The 16,297-nt window shown below is 39.3% G+C and carries 13 protein-coding genes; 7 read left to right on the plus strand and 6 right to left on the minus strand.

Annotation, left to right across the window (positions count from 1 at the left end; translation table 11 throughout):
* Window positions 1-2,552: 2,552 nt before the first annotated feature.
* Together AOB57_RS06830 and AOB57_RS06835 are read right to left on the minus strand one after the other, a co-directional pair.
* Entirely contained in the window at window positions 2,553-3,386 is an 834-nt protein-coding gene (locus tag AOB57_RS06830; RefSeq protein ID WP_054299795.1) for an ABC transporter permease, read from the minus strand.
* Window positions 3,387-4,373 (minus strand): ATP-binding cassette domain-containing protein, encoded by a 987-nt coding sequence (locus AOB57_RS06835; protein ID WP_054299794.1) that lies wholly within the window; start codon window positions 4,371-4,373, stop codon window positions 3,387-3,389.
* Window positions 4,374-5,621: 1,248 nt separating this feature from the next.
* Here AOB57_RS06835 and AOB57_RS06840 point away from each other — a divergent pair.
* Together AOB57_RS06840 and AOB57_RS06845 are read left to right on the plus strand one after the other, a co-directional pair.
* A complete protein-coding gene (locus tag AOB57_RS06840; protein ID WP_054299793.1) occupies window positions 5,622-5,930 on the plus strand; it encodes an Hsp20/alpha crystallin family protein in 309 nt (102 codons plus the stop codon).
* 123 nt (window positions 5,931-6,053) lie between these two features.
* Complete coding sequence (locus tag AOB57_RS06845) at window positions 6,054-6,263, plus strand: DUF1059 domain-containing protein (protein WP_054299792.1); 210 nt, start codon at window positions 6,054-6,056, stop codon at window positions 6,261-6,263.
* 13 nt (window positions 6,264-6,276) lie between these two features.
* Here AOB57_RS06845 and AOB57_RS06850 read toward each other — a convergent pair whose 3' ends face one another.
* Window positions 6,277-6,759, minus strand: a complete 483-nt coding sequence (locus AOB57_RS06850; RefSeq protein WP_054299791.1) for a TspO/MBR family protein — start codon at window positions 6,757-6,759, stop codon at window positions 6,277-6,279.
* 362 nt (window positions 6,760-7,121) lie between these two features.
* Here AOB57_RS06850 and glnA point away from each other — a divergent pair, with 362 nt between their 5' ends.
* From glnA to AOB57_RS06875, 5 genes are all read left to right on the plus strand, one after another.
* Window positions 7,122-8,465, plus strand: a complete 1,344-nt coding sequence (gene glnA, locus AOB57_RS06855) for a type I glutamate--ammonia ligase (RefSeq protein WP_054299898.1) — start codon at window positions 7,122-7,124, stop codon at window positions 8,463-8,465.
* Window positions 8,466-9,023: 558 nt separating this feature from the next.
* Entirely contained in the window at window positions 9,024-10,076 is a 1,053-nt protein-coding gene (locus tag AOB57_RS06860; RefSeq protein ID WP_054299790.1) for a class II glutamine amidotransferase, read from the plus strand.
* Window positions 10,073-11,584, plus strand: coding sequence for a glutamate synthase-related protein (locus tag AOB57_RS06865; protein WP_054299789.1), 1,512 nt, complete (start codon window positions 10,073-10,075; stop codon window positions 11,582-11,584). The genes AOB57_RS06860 and AOB57_RS06865 overlap by 4 nt, the downstream gene beginning before the upstream one ends.
* Window positions 11,585-11,589: 5 nt before the next feature.
* A complete protein-coding gene (locus AOB57_RS06870) occupies window positions 11,590-12,333 on the plus strand; it encodes a GltB/FmdC/FwdC-like GXGXG domain-containing protein (protein ID WP_054299788.1) in 744 nt (247 codons plus the stop codon).
* A gap of 6 nt (window positions 12,334-12,339) precedes the next feature.
* A complete protein-coding gene (locus tag AOB57_RS06875; RefSeq protein ID WP_054299787.1) occupies window positions 12,340-13,374 on the plus strand; it encodes a Coenzyme F420 hydrogenase/dehydrogenase, beta subunit C-terminal domain in 1,035 nt (344 codons plus the stop codon).
* A 71-nt stretch (window positions 13,375-13,445) separates the two neighbouring features.
* Here AOB57_RS06875 and AOB57_RS06880 read toward each other — a convergent pair whose 3' ends face one another.
* The 3 genes from AOB57_RS06880 to AOB57_RS06890 form a co-directional block, all read right to left on the minus strand.
* Window positions 13,446-14,624: an outer membrane lipoprotein-sorting protein gene (locus tag AOB57_RS06880; protein WP_054299786.1), complete on the minus strand. Its 1,179-nt coding sequence runs from the start codon at window positions 14,622-14,624 to the stop codon at window positions 13,446-13,448.
* A gap of 244 nt (window positions 14,625-14,868) precedes the next feature.
* Entirely contained in the window at window positions 14,869-15,084 is a 216-nt protein-coding gene (locus AOB57_RS06885) for a hypothetical protein (RefSeq protein ID WP_167829569.1), read from the minus strand.
* Window positions 15,085-15,728: 644 nt separating this feature from the next.
* The gene (locus AOB57_RS06890) at window positions 15,729-16,166 is read right to left on the minus strand and encodes a hypothetical protein (protein WP_054299784.1); all 438 of its coding nucleotides are present in this window, start codon (window positions 16,164-16,166) and stop codon (window positions 15,729-15,731) included.
* Between the last annotated feature and the right edge of the window lie 131 nt (window positions 16,167-16,297).

The raw sequence follows: 16,297 nt of genomic DNA on the forward strand, positions 1-16,297 counted from the left end.
TGTGAAGAAATGGGTTCTGCAGGGGAGATGAGTTATAAACCCAATTGCATAACCGGGATGTAACGTAGGACGAACAAAATAGAGAAAGGAGTGAGGGATTGAAATGATCTTAAGTTTCGAATATTCAAAGATTACAAAGATCTTCCAGGCAGAAGTTTTCAAATTCTTCTACTGCTTCTAAATAGGATGTAACGTAGGACGAACAAAATAGAGAAAGGAGTGAGGGATTGAAATGATCTTAAGTTTCGAATATTCAAAGATTACAAAGATCTTCCAGGCAGAAGTTTTCAAATTCTTCTACTGCTTCTAAATAGGATGTAACGTAGGACGAACAAAATAGAGAAAGGAGTGAGGGATTGAAATGATCTTAAGTTTCGAATATTCAAAGATTACAAAGATCTTCCAGGCAGAAGTTTTCAAATTCTTCTACTGCTTCTAAATAGGCAGTGTTTGGATGAAGAGATAATAAGAATATATGAAGTTGCCTGCCCTTCGGGCAACTTCATCTTTACAAAATAAATATAATATTACCACTTTTCTACTTACTTTTTATTTTCTAATTGCTAACTCTTTTTAATAACGCTGTGATTCTGAACAAACTTATTGAGATATTAAAAAGAAACAGCGGTAAGGTTTCAGATTGGTTATGAGGGCCCTAAATTTGGGGAAAAATAATATTTTTAGAACATTATGGCTTCTGAAGGGACAATTTACCCCAGAGAAGTTAAAATTAAATTTAAAAAACGAGATGCTGGGAAATCTCATATGATAATTACAGCAAAAACTTCTGTTTCCAAATATTGGAAAACTATTATTTGTAAGGAGTTGTCATTCCTCACGTTATATGTAAATTGATAGTATACCTTAGTATTGATGCTTATATGTGAATTAAAATAGACTATCCTGATTATATTTTTTCAGGTTATCTATATAATATTCTGTAAGAGCATATATACAATCCAGATATAAGATTAAAGATACTTTAGATCCTTAAATCTTTTAGCTGGAAATATCCAAAATTGTTTATACCTCCCTGCAATCCCAAAAATTGGTTTCCGAGGGTATAACTTGGGAGTATAATAAAAATGGGAATTGAAGGAGGTTTGGAGAAAGCAGATCATATCCAAGAGATCCGAAAGTTGAGTTAAGTAAGTAGGAAACCATCAATTGAGTGAGGATAAACAAAACTACAATACTGGAGGGAATTACAATGTTCTACTATATAAGTTATACAAAAGTCACAGTGCTTGTACAGATAATAAAGTTTAAGTTGATCTATATTGGCGGCCAGGGTTTTGGCGGCTTTGGAAGATTCCTCAGATGAAACAAATAGTATATGTCTACTGTCAGCAACCGTTAGCAACCATTATTAAGTGGTGCCACAATACAGGCTCAGACTGTATGCTCAGGCAACAGTGTAGCCTGTATAATCTTTTTTTCAGAATAATTGATGATTTTCTTAAACATAGATGGAAGGATTCAAGCCTTTTCCTGAATACTAATACTATCATTAACTAAATAACATGAAAGTTCAGCTGCACAAATTTTTAATGTAAGTTCTTTTTTGAGTGCGATTAATGATCCATCGAATGGTTAATCTTGGCGTAAATAGTAGATGACCCTGACATAAAAATGGAAATGTCAGGGATTTTTGAAAAACAATCAAAAAATTGTAAAGTATAGAAAAATTTAAATTTTTGAGAAATAGAGAGCTTGAATTTTGAAAATGAGAGAAGTTTAGGTTTTTGAGATGAGAAGAGGTTTTACTATTTTAATTGATTATACTAGGTGAAACATCTCTGTGGAACCGTCTATAAACATTTTTATCATCAAATTTAACCGCCATCAGATAATCGATGTAGTGAACTGACATTATAGGCAAGGCTATAAACTTTCATAAGCACCCCATATTTACGATCGTTTCAGATTCTATAATCATAAATGACAGAACTCCGTCTAAGCATCATAAATACAAGATCAATAGCTTGAAAATTTATGTATTATTTTTATATTGTAAATTTTTAAAATGAATTGCCTGCGGTTTGAGATATAGTAAAAATGCTCCTGTTTTCTCTAGTAATAGTAGATCTAAACCGAATGATGGAAATGAAAATGAATCCTTAACTTAAAATTACATTAGGGATGGATCTGCCGCATATAGCCTCTAACAGTATGATACTATTCACGCTTCAGAGAAAGCATGAGAGTTTGAAGTCCTTAGTCCAGAAAGGGTTTCCAGGCCTAAATGATTCTTCCAATATCCTGCTAGAAAAAGGGTCAGACTCAGAGCCCCCAGGAGAGAAATTACTTACACAATTATAATCGTTACTTATATAATTCGAATTGAGTGATTAAGCACGTTAAAAAGCCTGGATTACTCGGAAAACAAGAACTTAACTGCATGTTTTTAATTATAACCTTAAGCACTTTTCTGAATTATAGAATTAGGATTGTAAACTTACAATTAAAATTTGGGAATAAGATTGCCTGTTAGACAAGCAATCTTTATAATTTCCATGGTAAAAAATCGAGGGGAATAAGGATATACATACTTATATATCCACCTTATTAAACCTCCACATAGCAGCAGATAGCATTGTAAGGGCGAAGAAAATGAGGCCCAGGAAAGAGAAGGTGATATCTGCGGTTGTATAAGCATAGTGATTCCCCATTACAGAGAAATTGGATCCTAAAGCAAAATAACGGATCCCATCTGCCAGCAGCGTAAGTGGGTTAAACATTGAAAGAAACTTGAGTATAGTAGGAAATGAGTCGATAGGATAAAGGGCGTTACTTATAAAGAAAAGAGGCATGCTGAGCAGGGTAAGGATTGACTGCATCCCTTCAGGATTTTCAATAGTAATCGCAATGGAACCCGAGAGGAAAAGGAATCCCAGAGTAAAGATCGCTACCAGTAGCATAATTCCCAAGATTGCGATAAAGGTCTCAGCAAAGCTATATCCATTAAAGAAATCCATTCCTATAAGTTTCCCAAATCCTATTATTATAAAAGTTTGAATAAAGGCCTTGGTCACACCTGAAAGCCCAATCCCGAGAATTATGTGGAACCTGGGAACCGGGCTTGCCAAGGTTTCCCTCAAAAGGCTGAACTTCTTATCAAACATAAGGGTTGTGCCCCCAAACAGGCTGCTGAACAGGACGTCCATTGCAATTATTCCTGCGCCCATATACGAAAGGTAATCTACTACAGGAACTCCGGATGCACTGGAAACAAGCGAAGTTAATTTGTCAAAACTATCTGACATAGCAAGCCCGAAAAACCCCAACCACATCACAGGCTGGATCAGTGAACTGAAGAGTACCGATTTAAATCTAAAAAATTTCACCATTTCTCTCCAGTATATGGCATGAAATTCGAAGTTCATTCAGAAATTCCCCCCTATTTCTGTTCCTTGCTGTTTTCCATTCTCATCGCCTTCTCTTAATCCATGACCTGTGTAATGAACAAAAACATCATCCATTGAGGGCTTTTTAATATTCACAGTTGTAATATCTATCCCTTCTCCCCGCATTTTTTCCATAATTTGAGGAAGTGCATGAGTAACATCTTCCCCTATTATGACTCTAAGAGACTTAGTATCTTCTGTTACGCTTTTTACTGATCTAAGAGACCTTAAAATCTCTGCAGCAATTTTATTATTAGTAGTTTCTAGGTAAATAAGGTCTTTACCAAGTTTATTCTTTAATTCATCCGATGTTCCGGTGACAATTATTTTTCCATGATCAATTATGCTTATTCTGTCGCTCAACTGGTCTGCTTCTTCCATATAGTGTGTTGTCAGAAATATGGTTGTGCCTTCTCTCTTAATCTCTCTAAGATATTCCCACATTTTCATTCTCGTCTGGATATCGAAACCCACAGTCGGTTCATCAAGAAAGAGGACTGCGGGTTTTGTCATTAATCCTCTTGCAAGTTCAAGCCTTCGCTTCATACCACCACTGAGATCTTTTGCCAGGGTATTCCTTTTACTTTCCAGATCTGTCAGCTTTAAGAGCTCCTCGATGCGTTCTTTTCTTTCCTTCTTTGACATGGAATAAATTTTACCGTGATATTCAAGGTTTTCAGATACTGTCATCTCATGATCAAGGCAAAGCATCTGGAAAACAATGCCTATTGATTTTCTTACAGATTTTGGTTCTTTTGCGACATCATACCCATTGACCCTGGCCTCCCCCTTCTGGATCTTTTTCAGCGTTGTAAGAATATTAATCACGGTGCTCTTGCCCGCCCCATTTGGACCAAGAAACGAGAAAATTTCCCCCTGTTTTACATTAAAGCTTATGTTATCGACTGCTTTTATAGAACCATATGAATGTTCAAGATTATTTACTTCTATGACATTTTTGGTCATTGATAAATCAACCCCTTCCCTCTACCGTATCAGATCACTCCTGTCATTTATACTAGATCCGATTATTAGATCTGTTAACCCCATTATTAGACCCCCAATCTATAATGGGTATGGATTTAGTAAGCAGATTGTTGTAACAATTGAGTTTGGATAAATATCTTAATAGTTTTACACAAGTAGTTATGCTTCTGATGGTTTATATAAATAGGAAATAAAGATTCTAAACTAACTTCTGATAAGCTCCCCATTTTCCGTTTAGACGTTTCAAAGATACCAGATAGATTGTCGAAATCAATTTCACTTATTGAAATATCCCCCCAATAACTTCTCCTTTTGTTTTTTATTGAGAAACCTCTTCCTTATTAAACTTAAGGTAGAAGACTAAAAATATAAGAAAGATAACTTTATATCATGGGACATGCCTCAAGACGAGCTTCCATTAAGTTTAAATTCAAATTCCTTTTAAAAATAATTGTGGATATATATTAATATTACTCCCAGTTAAAGAACAGATTTCGCACTATGTAAAGTAATTTTCCGTTTCAAGAATTAATGCTATCTTTTACCCACAAGTATCTCATACTCCAAATAATACTCTAACGAGCTTTATAATTTAAAGAGTTTATCTATATAAAATATATAAACATGAAATATATTCTAATGAGATTAAATAAAAACTAAGGCTCCTAATACCAAATGCTTAGAAATTTTTATACAGAGTAGGATTATATGAATTCAAATAATGAGTTTGAATAAGATCTTCCTCACAAATTTACTTGTTTAAAATGAATTTATCTGGGTTGAAGCTTATATAAACAAATCTCCAGCTTGCATATTTTAAGGATGTTCGATTCGGGTATTTGGAGAAGAATATAAATACATTAATCGGTGATGTTATTTTGGGATAGATAATAGCAAATACTTTGAAAATCCATTAGCATCAGTGCATATCCTTACAACGAGATTTAGAACCTGCAAATTGAAGTAATTCCTTCAGGAGTGGAAAAGAAAGATATTACTTTTAAATTATCAAAAACAACTTCTACATAAAGCTACCAAGGAAGGTACTGGGTATGCAGACCGTTATATATCTGCTGCCCAGTAAGCCCGGAAAAAAGGGTGCTAATTATCCAAAAGCATATTTAAAGTAAAAGTGATTTATCAGCAGGCTTTTGAAAAAGCAGTGGACATAAAAACTGATTGAGTAAAGGAATTTCACGGCAAATCTTTTAAAGGGGAGAGAGTGCAATGGACAGTACTATACCCAGAATATTGAAAACTCCAATACTAGCAATGTATCACGATGACAGACGCCAGCTTCTTACTCTGGAAGTTGAACTTCCCGATGTAAAAAGTGAAAACATAACGCTTTTGATGCATGAAAATAGCTTCTACCTTAAAGCTTTCAGTGAAACGGTAGAGTACTTCGGGTCATTCTTTCTAGATGGACCCGTTGATCCAGAAAAAGCAACCGCTGTCAATGAAAAAGGCATGCTTACTATCAAAGCTCCCTATAAAGAGAGCTTCACGTGTGCAAGATACGTTCCGATTCAGTAACTCAACAAGAGATGAACTATCGGAAAAATAATCTGAAAAACTAATTTTGCACCCTATTAATCGTTATTATATTTTCTGAATAAGATAATTTTGATTGAGAGCGGTTTGCGCAGAGGAAATATTATGAAAATAATAAAATGCGGGGATCTGGGGTTCAAGTGTAACTTTATGGCTGTTGGTAGCAAATTGGAAGAAGTTGAAAATGCTATTTTAGATCATATAGAAAAACAGCATGGAAAAGAACTTCAGAGTATGTCCGAAGATGACCGTCGTCATTTGAAGCATCGGATATCGACCCTTCTGGGAAGAAGTTGCGGCTGTGGAGCTCTGTAATATAAACCTCCAGTTACGCGTTAAGAATCCAGAGATAGTAGTTAAGCAGCATAGCGAAGCTAACCCAAAGGATATAGGGGAGCAGCAAATAAGAAGCTGTTTTTGAAACTTCCATGAATTTCACTATTGTCAGAAAAATTGCAAGCCATAGCAAGATAATCTCGATAAAAGCATAGTAGGGGGATTGTAGCCCAAAGAAAATAAAAGACCATAGGGCATTAAGGATTAACTGAACACAGAAAATAAACATCGCCATCTTGACCCCCTCTTTTTGGAGCCCTTTTTCCCACACAAGGTAAAATGAGATTCCCATAAGCGTATAAAGCGTAACCCAGGCTGGAAAGAAGACCCAGGATGGAGGACTGAAAATCGGCTTTTGCAGTAAAGGATACCAGTTCTCTAGAGATGAAGCTGTAAACACCGAGCCTATTGCCCCTGCAAACTGGCAGAGCAAGATAGAAACGAGAAGTTTGAAAAAATTAATCTTTTTAACCATACTATACCCGGAAATTATTCTGTATTCCAACCATTATAAATATTAAGTTTAAAAGGAAAGCTTTAAAATTTTTTTCCTTATAGTTTACAGTCTTTTTGCAAATATGTGCTGTCAGAAAAAAACTTAAATTGCGTTAAGAGATCGAATCTTTTGGTAGCTTTAACGACTTTATACATACTAGATTAGAAATATGTTCAACAGAGTGGGATAAGGCATACGACTATTTTTACGTGTGACATATTTTTCGATAATCTAATAGGTTAATGCTTTATGGAGGCATAGGAAAGTTATATATATTTTCAGATAGGTAATAGGATACCTAGTGGGTAGTTATCTAAGGTACATTTATGGATGGAAATCAAATGGTGCAGACAAAAAAGTGTACAACCAAAGAAGATGTAATAGAGACTGTAAATGAAAGAGACGTAAAGTTTATCCGGACCCAGTTTACGGATATACTCGGCACCATTAAAAGCTGGGCAATTCCAGTTGAACAGCTGGAAGAAGCTTTCGAAAACGGGGTAATGTTTGACGGATCATCCATCCAGGGCTTTACAAGGATTGAGGAGTCTGACATGAAACTTGTACTTGACCCATCGACTTTCAGGATTCTTCCCTGGAGACCTGCAACCGGTGCAGTAGCCAGGATACTCGGAGATGTGTATCTGCCTGATGGCCGGCCTTTTGAGGGAGACCCTAGATATGTGCTTAAGAGCGCAATTGCAGAAGCCGAAGAAATGGGGTACTCAATGAATGTAGGTCCTGAACTGGAATTTTTCCTTTTCAAACTTGACGCAAATGGAAATCCGACCACAGAACTTACGGATCGGGGGGGATACTTCGATTTCGCACCCCTTGATCGGGCACAGGATGTGCGCAGAGATATTGACTATGCTCTCGAACATATGGGCTTCCAGATTGAAGCCTCCCATCATGAAGTAGCACCTTCCCAGCATGAGATTGATTTCAGGTTCGGGGATGTACTCAGTACTGCAGACAATGTTGTAACTTTCAAATACGTGGTAAAATCGATCGCATATCACAAAGGCTATTATGCCACCTTTATGCCAAAGCCTCTCTTCGGAGTAAACGGCTCAGGCATGCATACCAACCAGTCTCTATTCAAGGATGGCAAGAATGCGTTCTATGATCCAGACACTCCTGCCCAGCTTTCTCAGGAAGCCATGTACTACATTGGTGGTCTACTGGAACACATAAAGGAATTTGCAGCAATCACAAATCCGGTTGTTAACTCCTATAAGAGAATTGTGCCCGGATATGAAGCACCGGTTTATATCACCTGGTCTGCAAAGAATAGAAGCTCCCTGATTCGTATTCCTGCGACCCGAGGCAATGGGACAAGAGTAGAACTGAGATGCCCGGACCCGGCCTGTAACCCATATCTTGCTTTTGCCCTTATGCTCAGAGCTGGAATTGATGGGATAAAGAATGAGATCGACCCGGGGGAGCCTACTAACGCGAACATCTTCCATCTGACAGAGAAAGAGCGAGAGGAGAGAGGTATTCGCTCCCTGCCTGCAGATCTCAAGGGGGCAATTGACGAAATGCGAAGCAGTAAATTCGTAAAAGAAGCACTTGGAGAACACGTTTTCAGTCACTACCTCTGTGCTAAAGAAATGGAATGGGACGAATATAAAGCAATCGTTCACCCCTGGGAACTTGACAAATATCTTCATATGTTGTAATCTTACCAGCTCCTGGAACCCATGATATCAAAATTCACTGAAGCAGATTGAAAAAAATTCATTCAGAAGGCACCTTCGGAAAGATGTGTCCCAGATTTATAAAAAAATCCAATAGATCAGAGAAGAGTCTTCTCACTCAATCAGTTAGTTCCCGTTCAACCGGTTAACACCCGGTTCAACAAAAGATCATAACACATTGTGCTTTGCTGGTTTCCCTTAAGAATTTTTAGCTGGAAAAAGAAACATATATATATTGTCAAATAGGTACTAAATTACTTGCTTCCCTTAGTGATAACCCTCTCAATGTATGTTAAGAAATGAAACCATATATGGGAGCGCTATTAATCACTCACATTAATTAGATAATTTAGATGAGACAAATTTAGTTAAAGCTCCTCAAATCGCGGAAACTGGCAAAAACTATCCCTGAAACCCAGTTTTTCCAGCTGGCAAGTTTTTTGAACTATTTCTCAAAAATGAGCCGTAAAAATAATCCAGAAAGTTATTGATGAATATACCACGTTACGTTCATTCCTATCCATTTCCAGAGTGATAAAAATGTGTGGAATAATAAGCTTAATAGACCGAACAAAGTCCAGAATGGACGGGTCGAGCATAAAAGCTGCCCTCAGCCTCATGAATGAAAGAGGTAGTGGAGATGGGGCAGGATACGCTGCATATGGAATTTATCCAGAATATGCAGATTACTATGCTCTTCATGTTTTCTTTGACAATCTAGGTGAACCAAAAAGGAAGGTAGACGAACTCCTTGAACAGTGGGGAGAAATTGCCCACCAGGAAGAGATCCCGACAACCCCTCAGCCGGGCATGAAGAAAGTGCACATCCCATGGAGATACTTCTTTAAGCCCTCAGAAGACCTGATGGCAGAGAGGATGGATTCTGAGAATGATGTTGTCACTTACATAGTTATGGAAGTAAATACCAGCATAAAAGGAGCTACAATCTTTTCCTCAGGAAAAAATATGGGTGTTTTCAAAGCTTCCGGCTGGCCCGAGGATGTGGCAAACTTTTACAGAATTGAGAGCTACAAAGGATATATCTGGCTTGCCCATAACCGTTATCCTACAAATTCCCCTGGCTGGTGGGGAGGTGCTCATCCTTTCAATCTGCTTAACTGGTCAGTAGTGCATAATGGAGAAATTACCTCTTATGGCACAAACCGGCGCTATGTCGAAGGATACGGATACAAGTGCGCCCTGTTTACTGACACTGAAGTTGTAGCTTATCTGTTTGACCTGCTTGGAAGACAGCATGGACTGTCACATGAAATGATTGTCAAGGCTTTAACTCCTCCTTTCTGGGACGATATAGACCGGATGCCAGCAAAAGAGGCAGAGTTGAACAAGGCAGTCCGCCTTACCTATGGACCTGCCCTCATGAATGGACCCTTCGCAATTGTGGTCGGATCAGAAGATGGTATTGTCGGCTTTACTGACAGGATTAAATTGCGCCCTCTTGTAGTTGGTGAGAATGGAAATCGGCTCTACATTTCCAGTGAAGAAGCCGCAATAAGGATCATTGACCCCGAAGTTAAAAATATATACACTCCCAGGGCAGGAGAACCAATAGTAGTGAGGTTTATTGAATGACGCTTGGAAGCGTGCCCACAAAATTTAAGGTAAGCATTGACCGCGACCAGTGTATGGACTGTGGACGCTGTATTGAGAATTGTTCTTACGGCGTTTACAGGAGAGAAGGCGACAGAATCCTAGTGGAATCCAGAAAATGTACAGCCTGCCTCCGATGCGTTGCTATGTGTCCGAGGGACGCAATTACACTTACAGAGAAACCTGTTGACTATCGTAGCCACCCCCTCTGGACCAGAGAAGTAAGAGAGGATATTATTAATCAGGCTCGCAGCGGAAAAATTATTCTTTCAGGAATGGGAAACGCCAGGGATTTGCCAGTTGTCTATGACCGCCTTCTCCTTGACGCCTGTCAGGTTACAAACCCGAGCATTGACCCCCTGAGAGAACCTATGGAACTCAGGACTTACATAGGAAAGAAACCATCCAGACTCAAGTTCAGGAAGACCAAGAGCGGAGACATAGAACTTGAGACAAAACTGGCTCCAAACCTCAAACTCAATACTCCAATCATGATTGGACATATGAGTTTCGGAGCTATCAGCCTTAACTCCCACCTCAGCATGGCAAAAGCTGTAAAAGAGACAGGAACCTTCATGGGAACAGGAGAAGGAGGTCTGCATAAAGAACTCTACCCCTACCAGGACCGTATGATTGTTCAGGTAGCATCAGGCCGTTTTGGGGTCAATATTGACTATCTAGAAAGAGGAGCAGCCATTGAGATAAAAATCGGTCAGGGTGCGAAACCGGGTATCGGAGGACACCTGCCTGGTGAAAAGGTGAACGAAGAAGTCTCAAAAACCCGTATGATTCCACTTGGTAGTGATGCGATCAGCCCGGCTCCTCACCATGATACTTACAGCATCGAAGATCTTGTCCAGCTAATTCGAAGTCTCAAAGAAGCAACCGAATGGAAAAAGCCTGTCTTCGTGAAAATTGCAGCCGTGCATAATGTAGCTCCAATTGCAGCAGGTATCGCCCGCTCCTCTGCAGATGCAGTGGTAATTGATGGGTTCCGAGGTGGAACCGGAGCAACCCCCAAGGTATTCAGAGATCATGTGGGAATACCGATTGAAGCTGCAATTGCAAGTGTTGACCAGAAACTCAGTGACCAGGGCGTAAGAAACGAGATCTCGATTATTGCAAGCGGTGGAATAAGAAGCAGTGCAGACCTTGCTAAATCAATTGCACTTGGTGCGGACGCTGTGTATATTGGTACTGCTGCACTTATTGCTCTGGGCTGCAGAGTCTGTGGTAATTGTTATAGAAATCTCTGCCCATGGGGCATTGCTACCCAGGAGCCACATCTCATGAACAGAATCGACCCTGAAAGAGGTGCAGCCCAGGTTGCAAACCTGATCAAGGGCTGGACTTTAGAACTCGGCGAACTTATGGGCGCTGCAGGCATTAACAGCATTGAAAGCCTGCGTGGAAATAGAGATCGCCTGCGTGGATATATGCTGGATGAAGGAATGCTTAAAATCCTGGATGTACTGCCAGTGGGAGCCTGATTGAGATGAAGACGGTAAGAATTAATGCAAAAAGTATGCATTACACCCCCCTGAACCAGAAGATCCGGGCTGCAGTTGCGGACGGAGCAGAGGAAATTATACTCGATAATGTGCTTGGACAGCGCTTTATAAGTGGTGGATTAAAAGGCAACGTCCGGGTAATAATTAACGGAGTCCCCGGTGGGGACCTGGGGATGCTCATGAGCGGGCCGACATGTATTGTAAATGGGAACGCTGAACACGCTCCTGGCAACACTATGGACAGCGGCATGCTTGTAATTCACGGAAGCGCAGGAGATGCAGTTGCCCACAGCATGCGAGGAGGAAAAGTCTTTATAAAAGGCAACATTGGCTATCGGGGAGGCATCCACATGAAACAGTATGAAGTGGAAGCCAGACCTGTACTTGTAGTCGGTGGTACAGCCCACTCCTTCCTCGGAGAATATATGGCAGGTGGTCTTGTGCTCGTACTGGGCATCGGTAAGGACAAAGCGATGATAGATAGGGGTATAGGAAGCGGAATCCATGGTGGAGAAATTATCATCCGTGGAGAAGTGGATGATTACCTGCTTGGAATAGGAGCCAAGAAGTTCGAGTTTACCGAGAGCGATCTTGAACGCATTGCCCCGATTATAAAGACCTTCTGCGAGCAGTTTGGATATAACCCTGCAGAGTTCCTGAATACCAGCTACACGAAGATCGGACCTGCAAGCAGCCGGCCTTTCGCAGGCAAATATGTCTGGGAGTGATGAGAGATGGCAGAACAAAAACCAATAAGCAAAAATTACCTTGATCTCAAATCAGAAGTCTGGGACGAAGGCCTTTGTTCAGGCTGCGGGGCCTGCATTGCAGTCTGCCCTGCTGATTCCCTGTACTTTGAAACCGGCGATGATTCTACACACCCAAAGAGCAATAACTACTGTAAAGCCGCTGTTGATGGAGTCCCCTGCGGAGCCTGCTATGAAGTTTGTCCTAGACTCGATGAACAACCCTCAAGCCTGCTCGGGGATTACCTGGAAATCACTGCCGGAAGAGCCGAGTTCGATATCCCGAAAAAACAGAGCGGCGGAGCAGTCACAGCAATCCTTGTAAACGCGCTTGATACAGGCCTTGTAGATGCCGTGGTTACGGTTACGGAAGATCCCTGGACTCTTAAGCCGCATTCCATGGTAATAACCAGAAGTGAAGCCCTTATCGGTCAGGCAGGAAGCCGTTACAACTGGTGGGTTCCTCTTGTTTCTTCCCTCAAGGAAGCAGTCGTAAACAGGAAGTACAGAAACATTGCAGTTGTCGGAGTTCCCTGTGTCGTCCAGGCAGTCCGCAAAATGCTTGAAACCGACCACCAGCTTGTGCAACCATACAAAAAATCCATCCGTTTCGTTTTCGGGCTTTTCTGCACGGAGAGTTTCGACTATGAAAAACTTATTGCAGGCAAGCTGAAAAGCGAGTACGCCCTTGAGCCTATGAAAGTATGCCGTATTGACGTTAAGGGCAAGCTCGAAATTACCTTAAACGATGGGATACAGTATGTAATCCCTCTTAACGAACTTGAGGACACTGTCCGCCCAGGCTGCGGCGTCTGTACGGATTTTACCGCTCTTAAAGCCGATATTTCTGCCGGGTCTGTTGGAAGCTCGGACGGCTATACTACCCTTGTCGTCCGCACGCTCGTAGGACAGCACCTACTTGAAAGTGCAATTGCCAACAAGAAACTGAGCGTCGGCGGTGAAGTCAGCACCGGCATAATTGAAAAGCTTGCAAAGAAAAAAATGATAAGAAAACTGGAATAAACTACAGAAACTTAAAAGATGAAGCTTTAAACTTCATCTTCATTCATTCTTTTTTGAGAACTCATTAAGCTTCAGGAAAAAGATTCTGCTATATTAAGCAACTCTGCCTTATCGAGAGAAGAGACAATAGTGACTTCAAGCTCTTCATTTTTCCAGGTCAGAGCTTTCATATTTCCACCAAATATCGGAGAAATCGTACCGTTCATGTTATTTACCTGAATATTTTCTCCTTCACTTCCAAAATTCTGAATTTCAGATAAACCTTTTTCAGAAACGCTTTCGATGATACGTATTTCATTGTCTCCTTTTGTATACACGAGGGTGATTTTTTCGTAATGCTGACCTGCAAAAACACTGAAACCACTATGGACAAAAATTGAATAAGGCGTATCCGTGCTGGAAGAGATAATTGAATAATCAAACTCATAGCCCTCAGGGAGATATTCAGGAGTGAGTATTTTAAAATCAATAAGCTCCTTTGCCTCTTCAAATGTCATTTTTTTAGGTTCACTTTTTAGATCTTCAGGCCCCAGTACTTTTACCTGCGCGCCATCTGGAACTTTAAATTCAAATTCAAAGTCTGGGATTCCAGCATTCAATTTCACATCCCGGATTTCTATCTCAAGATAAGGATTCCCTTCATTGTCATACAGTTCATACCTGATGAGCATCCAGTTTTCGCCGTCAACCCATATTTTTGATTTCCATTGGAACAATTCATTTTTCTCGGAAGGGGTGAGCTCAAGTACATACGCGTTTTTCCCATCGATATTCTCAGTCCCTAGGAGGGAAGGTAGTTTCCCATTAAGAATAATTCCATTTAAAAACTCAGCATAAACATCAGGCTCGAAGAGTTTCAAATCATTAAAATCATCATAAATCTCTGTTTTGAAAACAGTCCCAGGCTCGGAATTATAGATCCACTGGAAATCTCCGTCAGATATCATGATTACTTCCGTATCTTTATCCGGACTTAAAATAGTCGTTTTCATTAAATCGGATTTTTTCCATATAATTTCATGCACTTCTGGATTCTGTCGCCTTGAAGTTGAATTTACATACATGGTAAAAGAATAGTCTTCAAGACTGTCCACTTCCATCTGCATGTTAGACACAATTTCTTCAACATTGAGTTGAGTGTTAGATGAAACTTCTTCGGCACCGGACTCTTCTGCGCAACCTGAAATAAAAATGGGGAGGGTTATCAGGGACAGGGTGAGCAGTAAATATCTTTTGGAATTAATCTTCATTTATTTACCCCAATTTAAAGACATTTTGTATTAATTCTATCTTCCAAGAGATCCCACACGGCTTATATTTTAAATAATAGGTAGAAATTTAGATTTACACCCATCCAGCTTTTGAGTCTAACCTATTAGCTCGAAATCAAGATATTATAGTTTAGATAATCCCAAATACCAATCTGGAGGAGTGTAAATTCAAAATAGATACTCAACATTGCCTTTTCAACACATCAACTTTCAAAAATTGAGTTTAAATAACACAATTGCAGGAGCCCTCTTGAATTGCGATTAAAGTCTTTACAGGCAGATATGCGTAACATCTTGCTTCCAATTTCACGTTTGTCCTGTAGTTCCCACTGCTTGGTACATCGATCATCTCTGCCCCGGAAGCTGTACATGAGCTTGGAACCTGGTGAACGATTGCAGGCAAATTAATTGGTTCACTTATCCAAATTGTTATTTTCATCTCACAAGGGGCAGGAAAAGGAAATTCTTTAGAAGTTGTTTGACAGCCACTTACAAACCATGATACATTCATGTATCGACTTCCATTAGGACGCTGGTATAATTTGGAAGAAAACTTTAGATATATGTCTCCAGTACCATCTAGATATTCTCTAGTGCAGCTATTTATAAGTGTATCTGCTAAAACAACGTTTGGCTCTAAGAGTTCACTTTTTTGCTTTTCACACATATTATGCACTTCTTTTCTTTACTCCAGAGACAGGATCAAGCAAACCTTAAGTGCTCTTAAAGCTATCATTTACTTGCCACAGCGCATGTAAAGTTCAAATGTGTTCTGGAAGGTTTGTTTGAACTTCAAATTCAAAGATAATTTTAAACTTTTTCTATAAATTTATTGTGATGATGAATGATTCATCAGTCTGATTAACACTCATTAAACCACTTCTTTCTTATCGAGAACAACAGAATTTTAGAGTTCTAATCGACGTTTGAAATTTGACCTGCTTTTAGCAAATAATCTTGATTCCCTTTTCTTCACTAAACCATAAAACTAACAAAAAACATAGCAACGTACATGCCCAACAAAAGAAAAGAATAACGCCAAAACAATTTGGTAAGGAAGTAATAATATCTCGAAATGTAAGGTTAGATATAACTCTTTCTCATCAAAAAGTAAACAAAAATTATCGTAATATATCCACCGACTATATTGAAGGAATAAGTAACAGTAATATTAAATAAAAAACTTATTATTGTTATAAAAAGCCACAGTACAAAGCCTATTAATGCGCTTTTCATACCGATAATATCGCGATTTTTTTCAATCCTGCTCATGTTCTTACTACATAATGAATAGTGTCCAAAAATTAAAAAAAATAAAATAAGACCCGCTACAAGCCATTGATCTATTTGACCCCAATATTGAGCCTTGATTATCTTGTTGCCATCTACAAGGACCGCTTCTGAAAAAAACAACATTTTTATTTTATCTATAAATATGAGCCAAAAATAAAATAATACAAGTCCAAATAAAACTCCGACTACTTCAGGAGCTTTATTTAGAGCTGATCTCATATATACCATATAATAAAGCCTCTTAACATGAATTCGCGACCATTAAATCCCGTGCATTTTCCAAATACATCCTAAAGTTTCATAATATATTGCTATACACTTATTAGAATTTATATCTTTTATTTCCATTACAGTTTCTG

This window comes from Methanosarcina flavescens (assembly GCF_001304615.2).
Classification (GTDB): domain Archaea; phylum Halobacteriota; class Methanosarcinia; order Methanosarcinales; family Methanosarcinaceae; genus Methanosarcina; species Methanosarcina flavescens.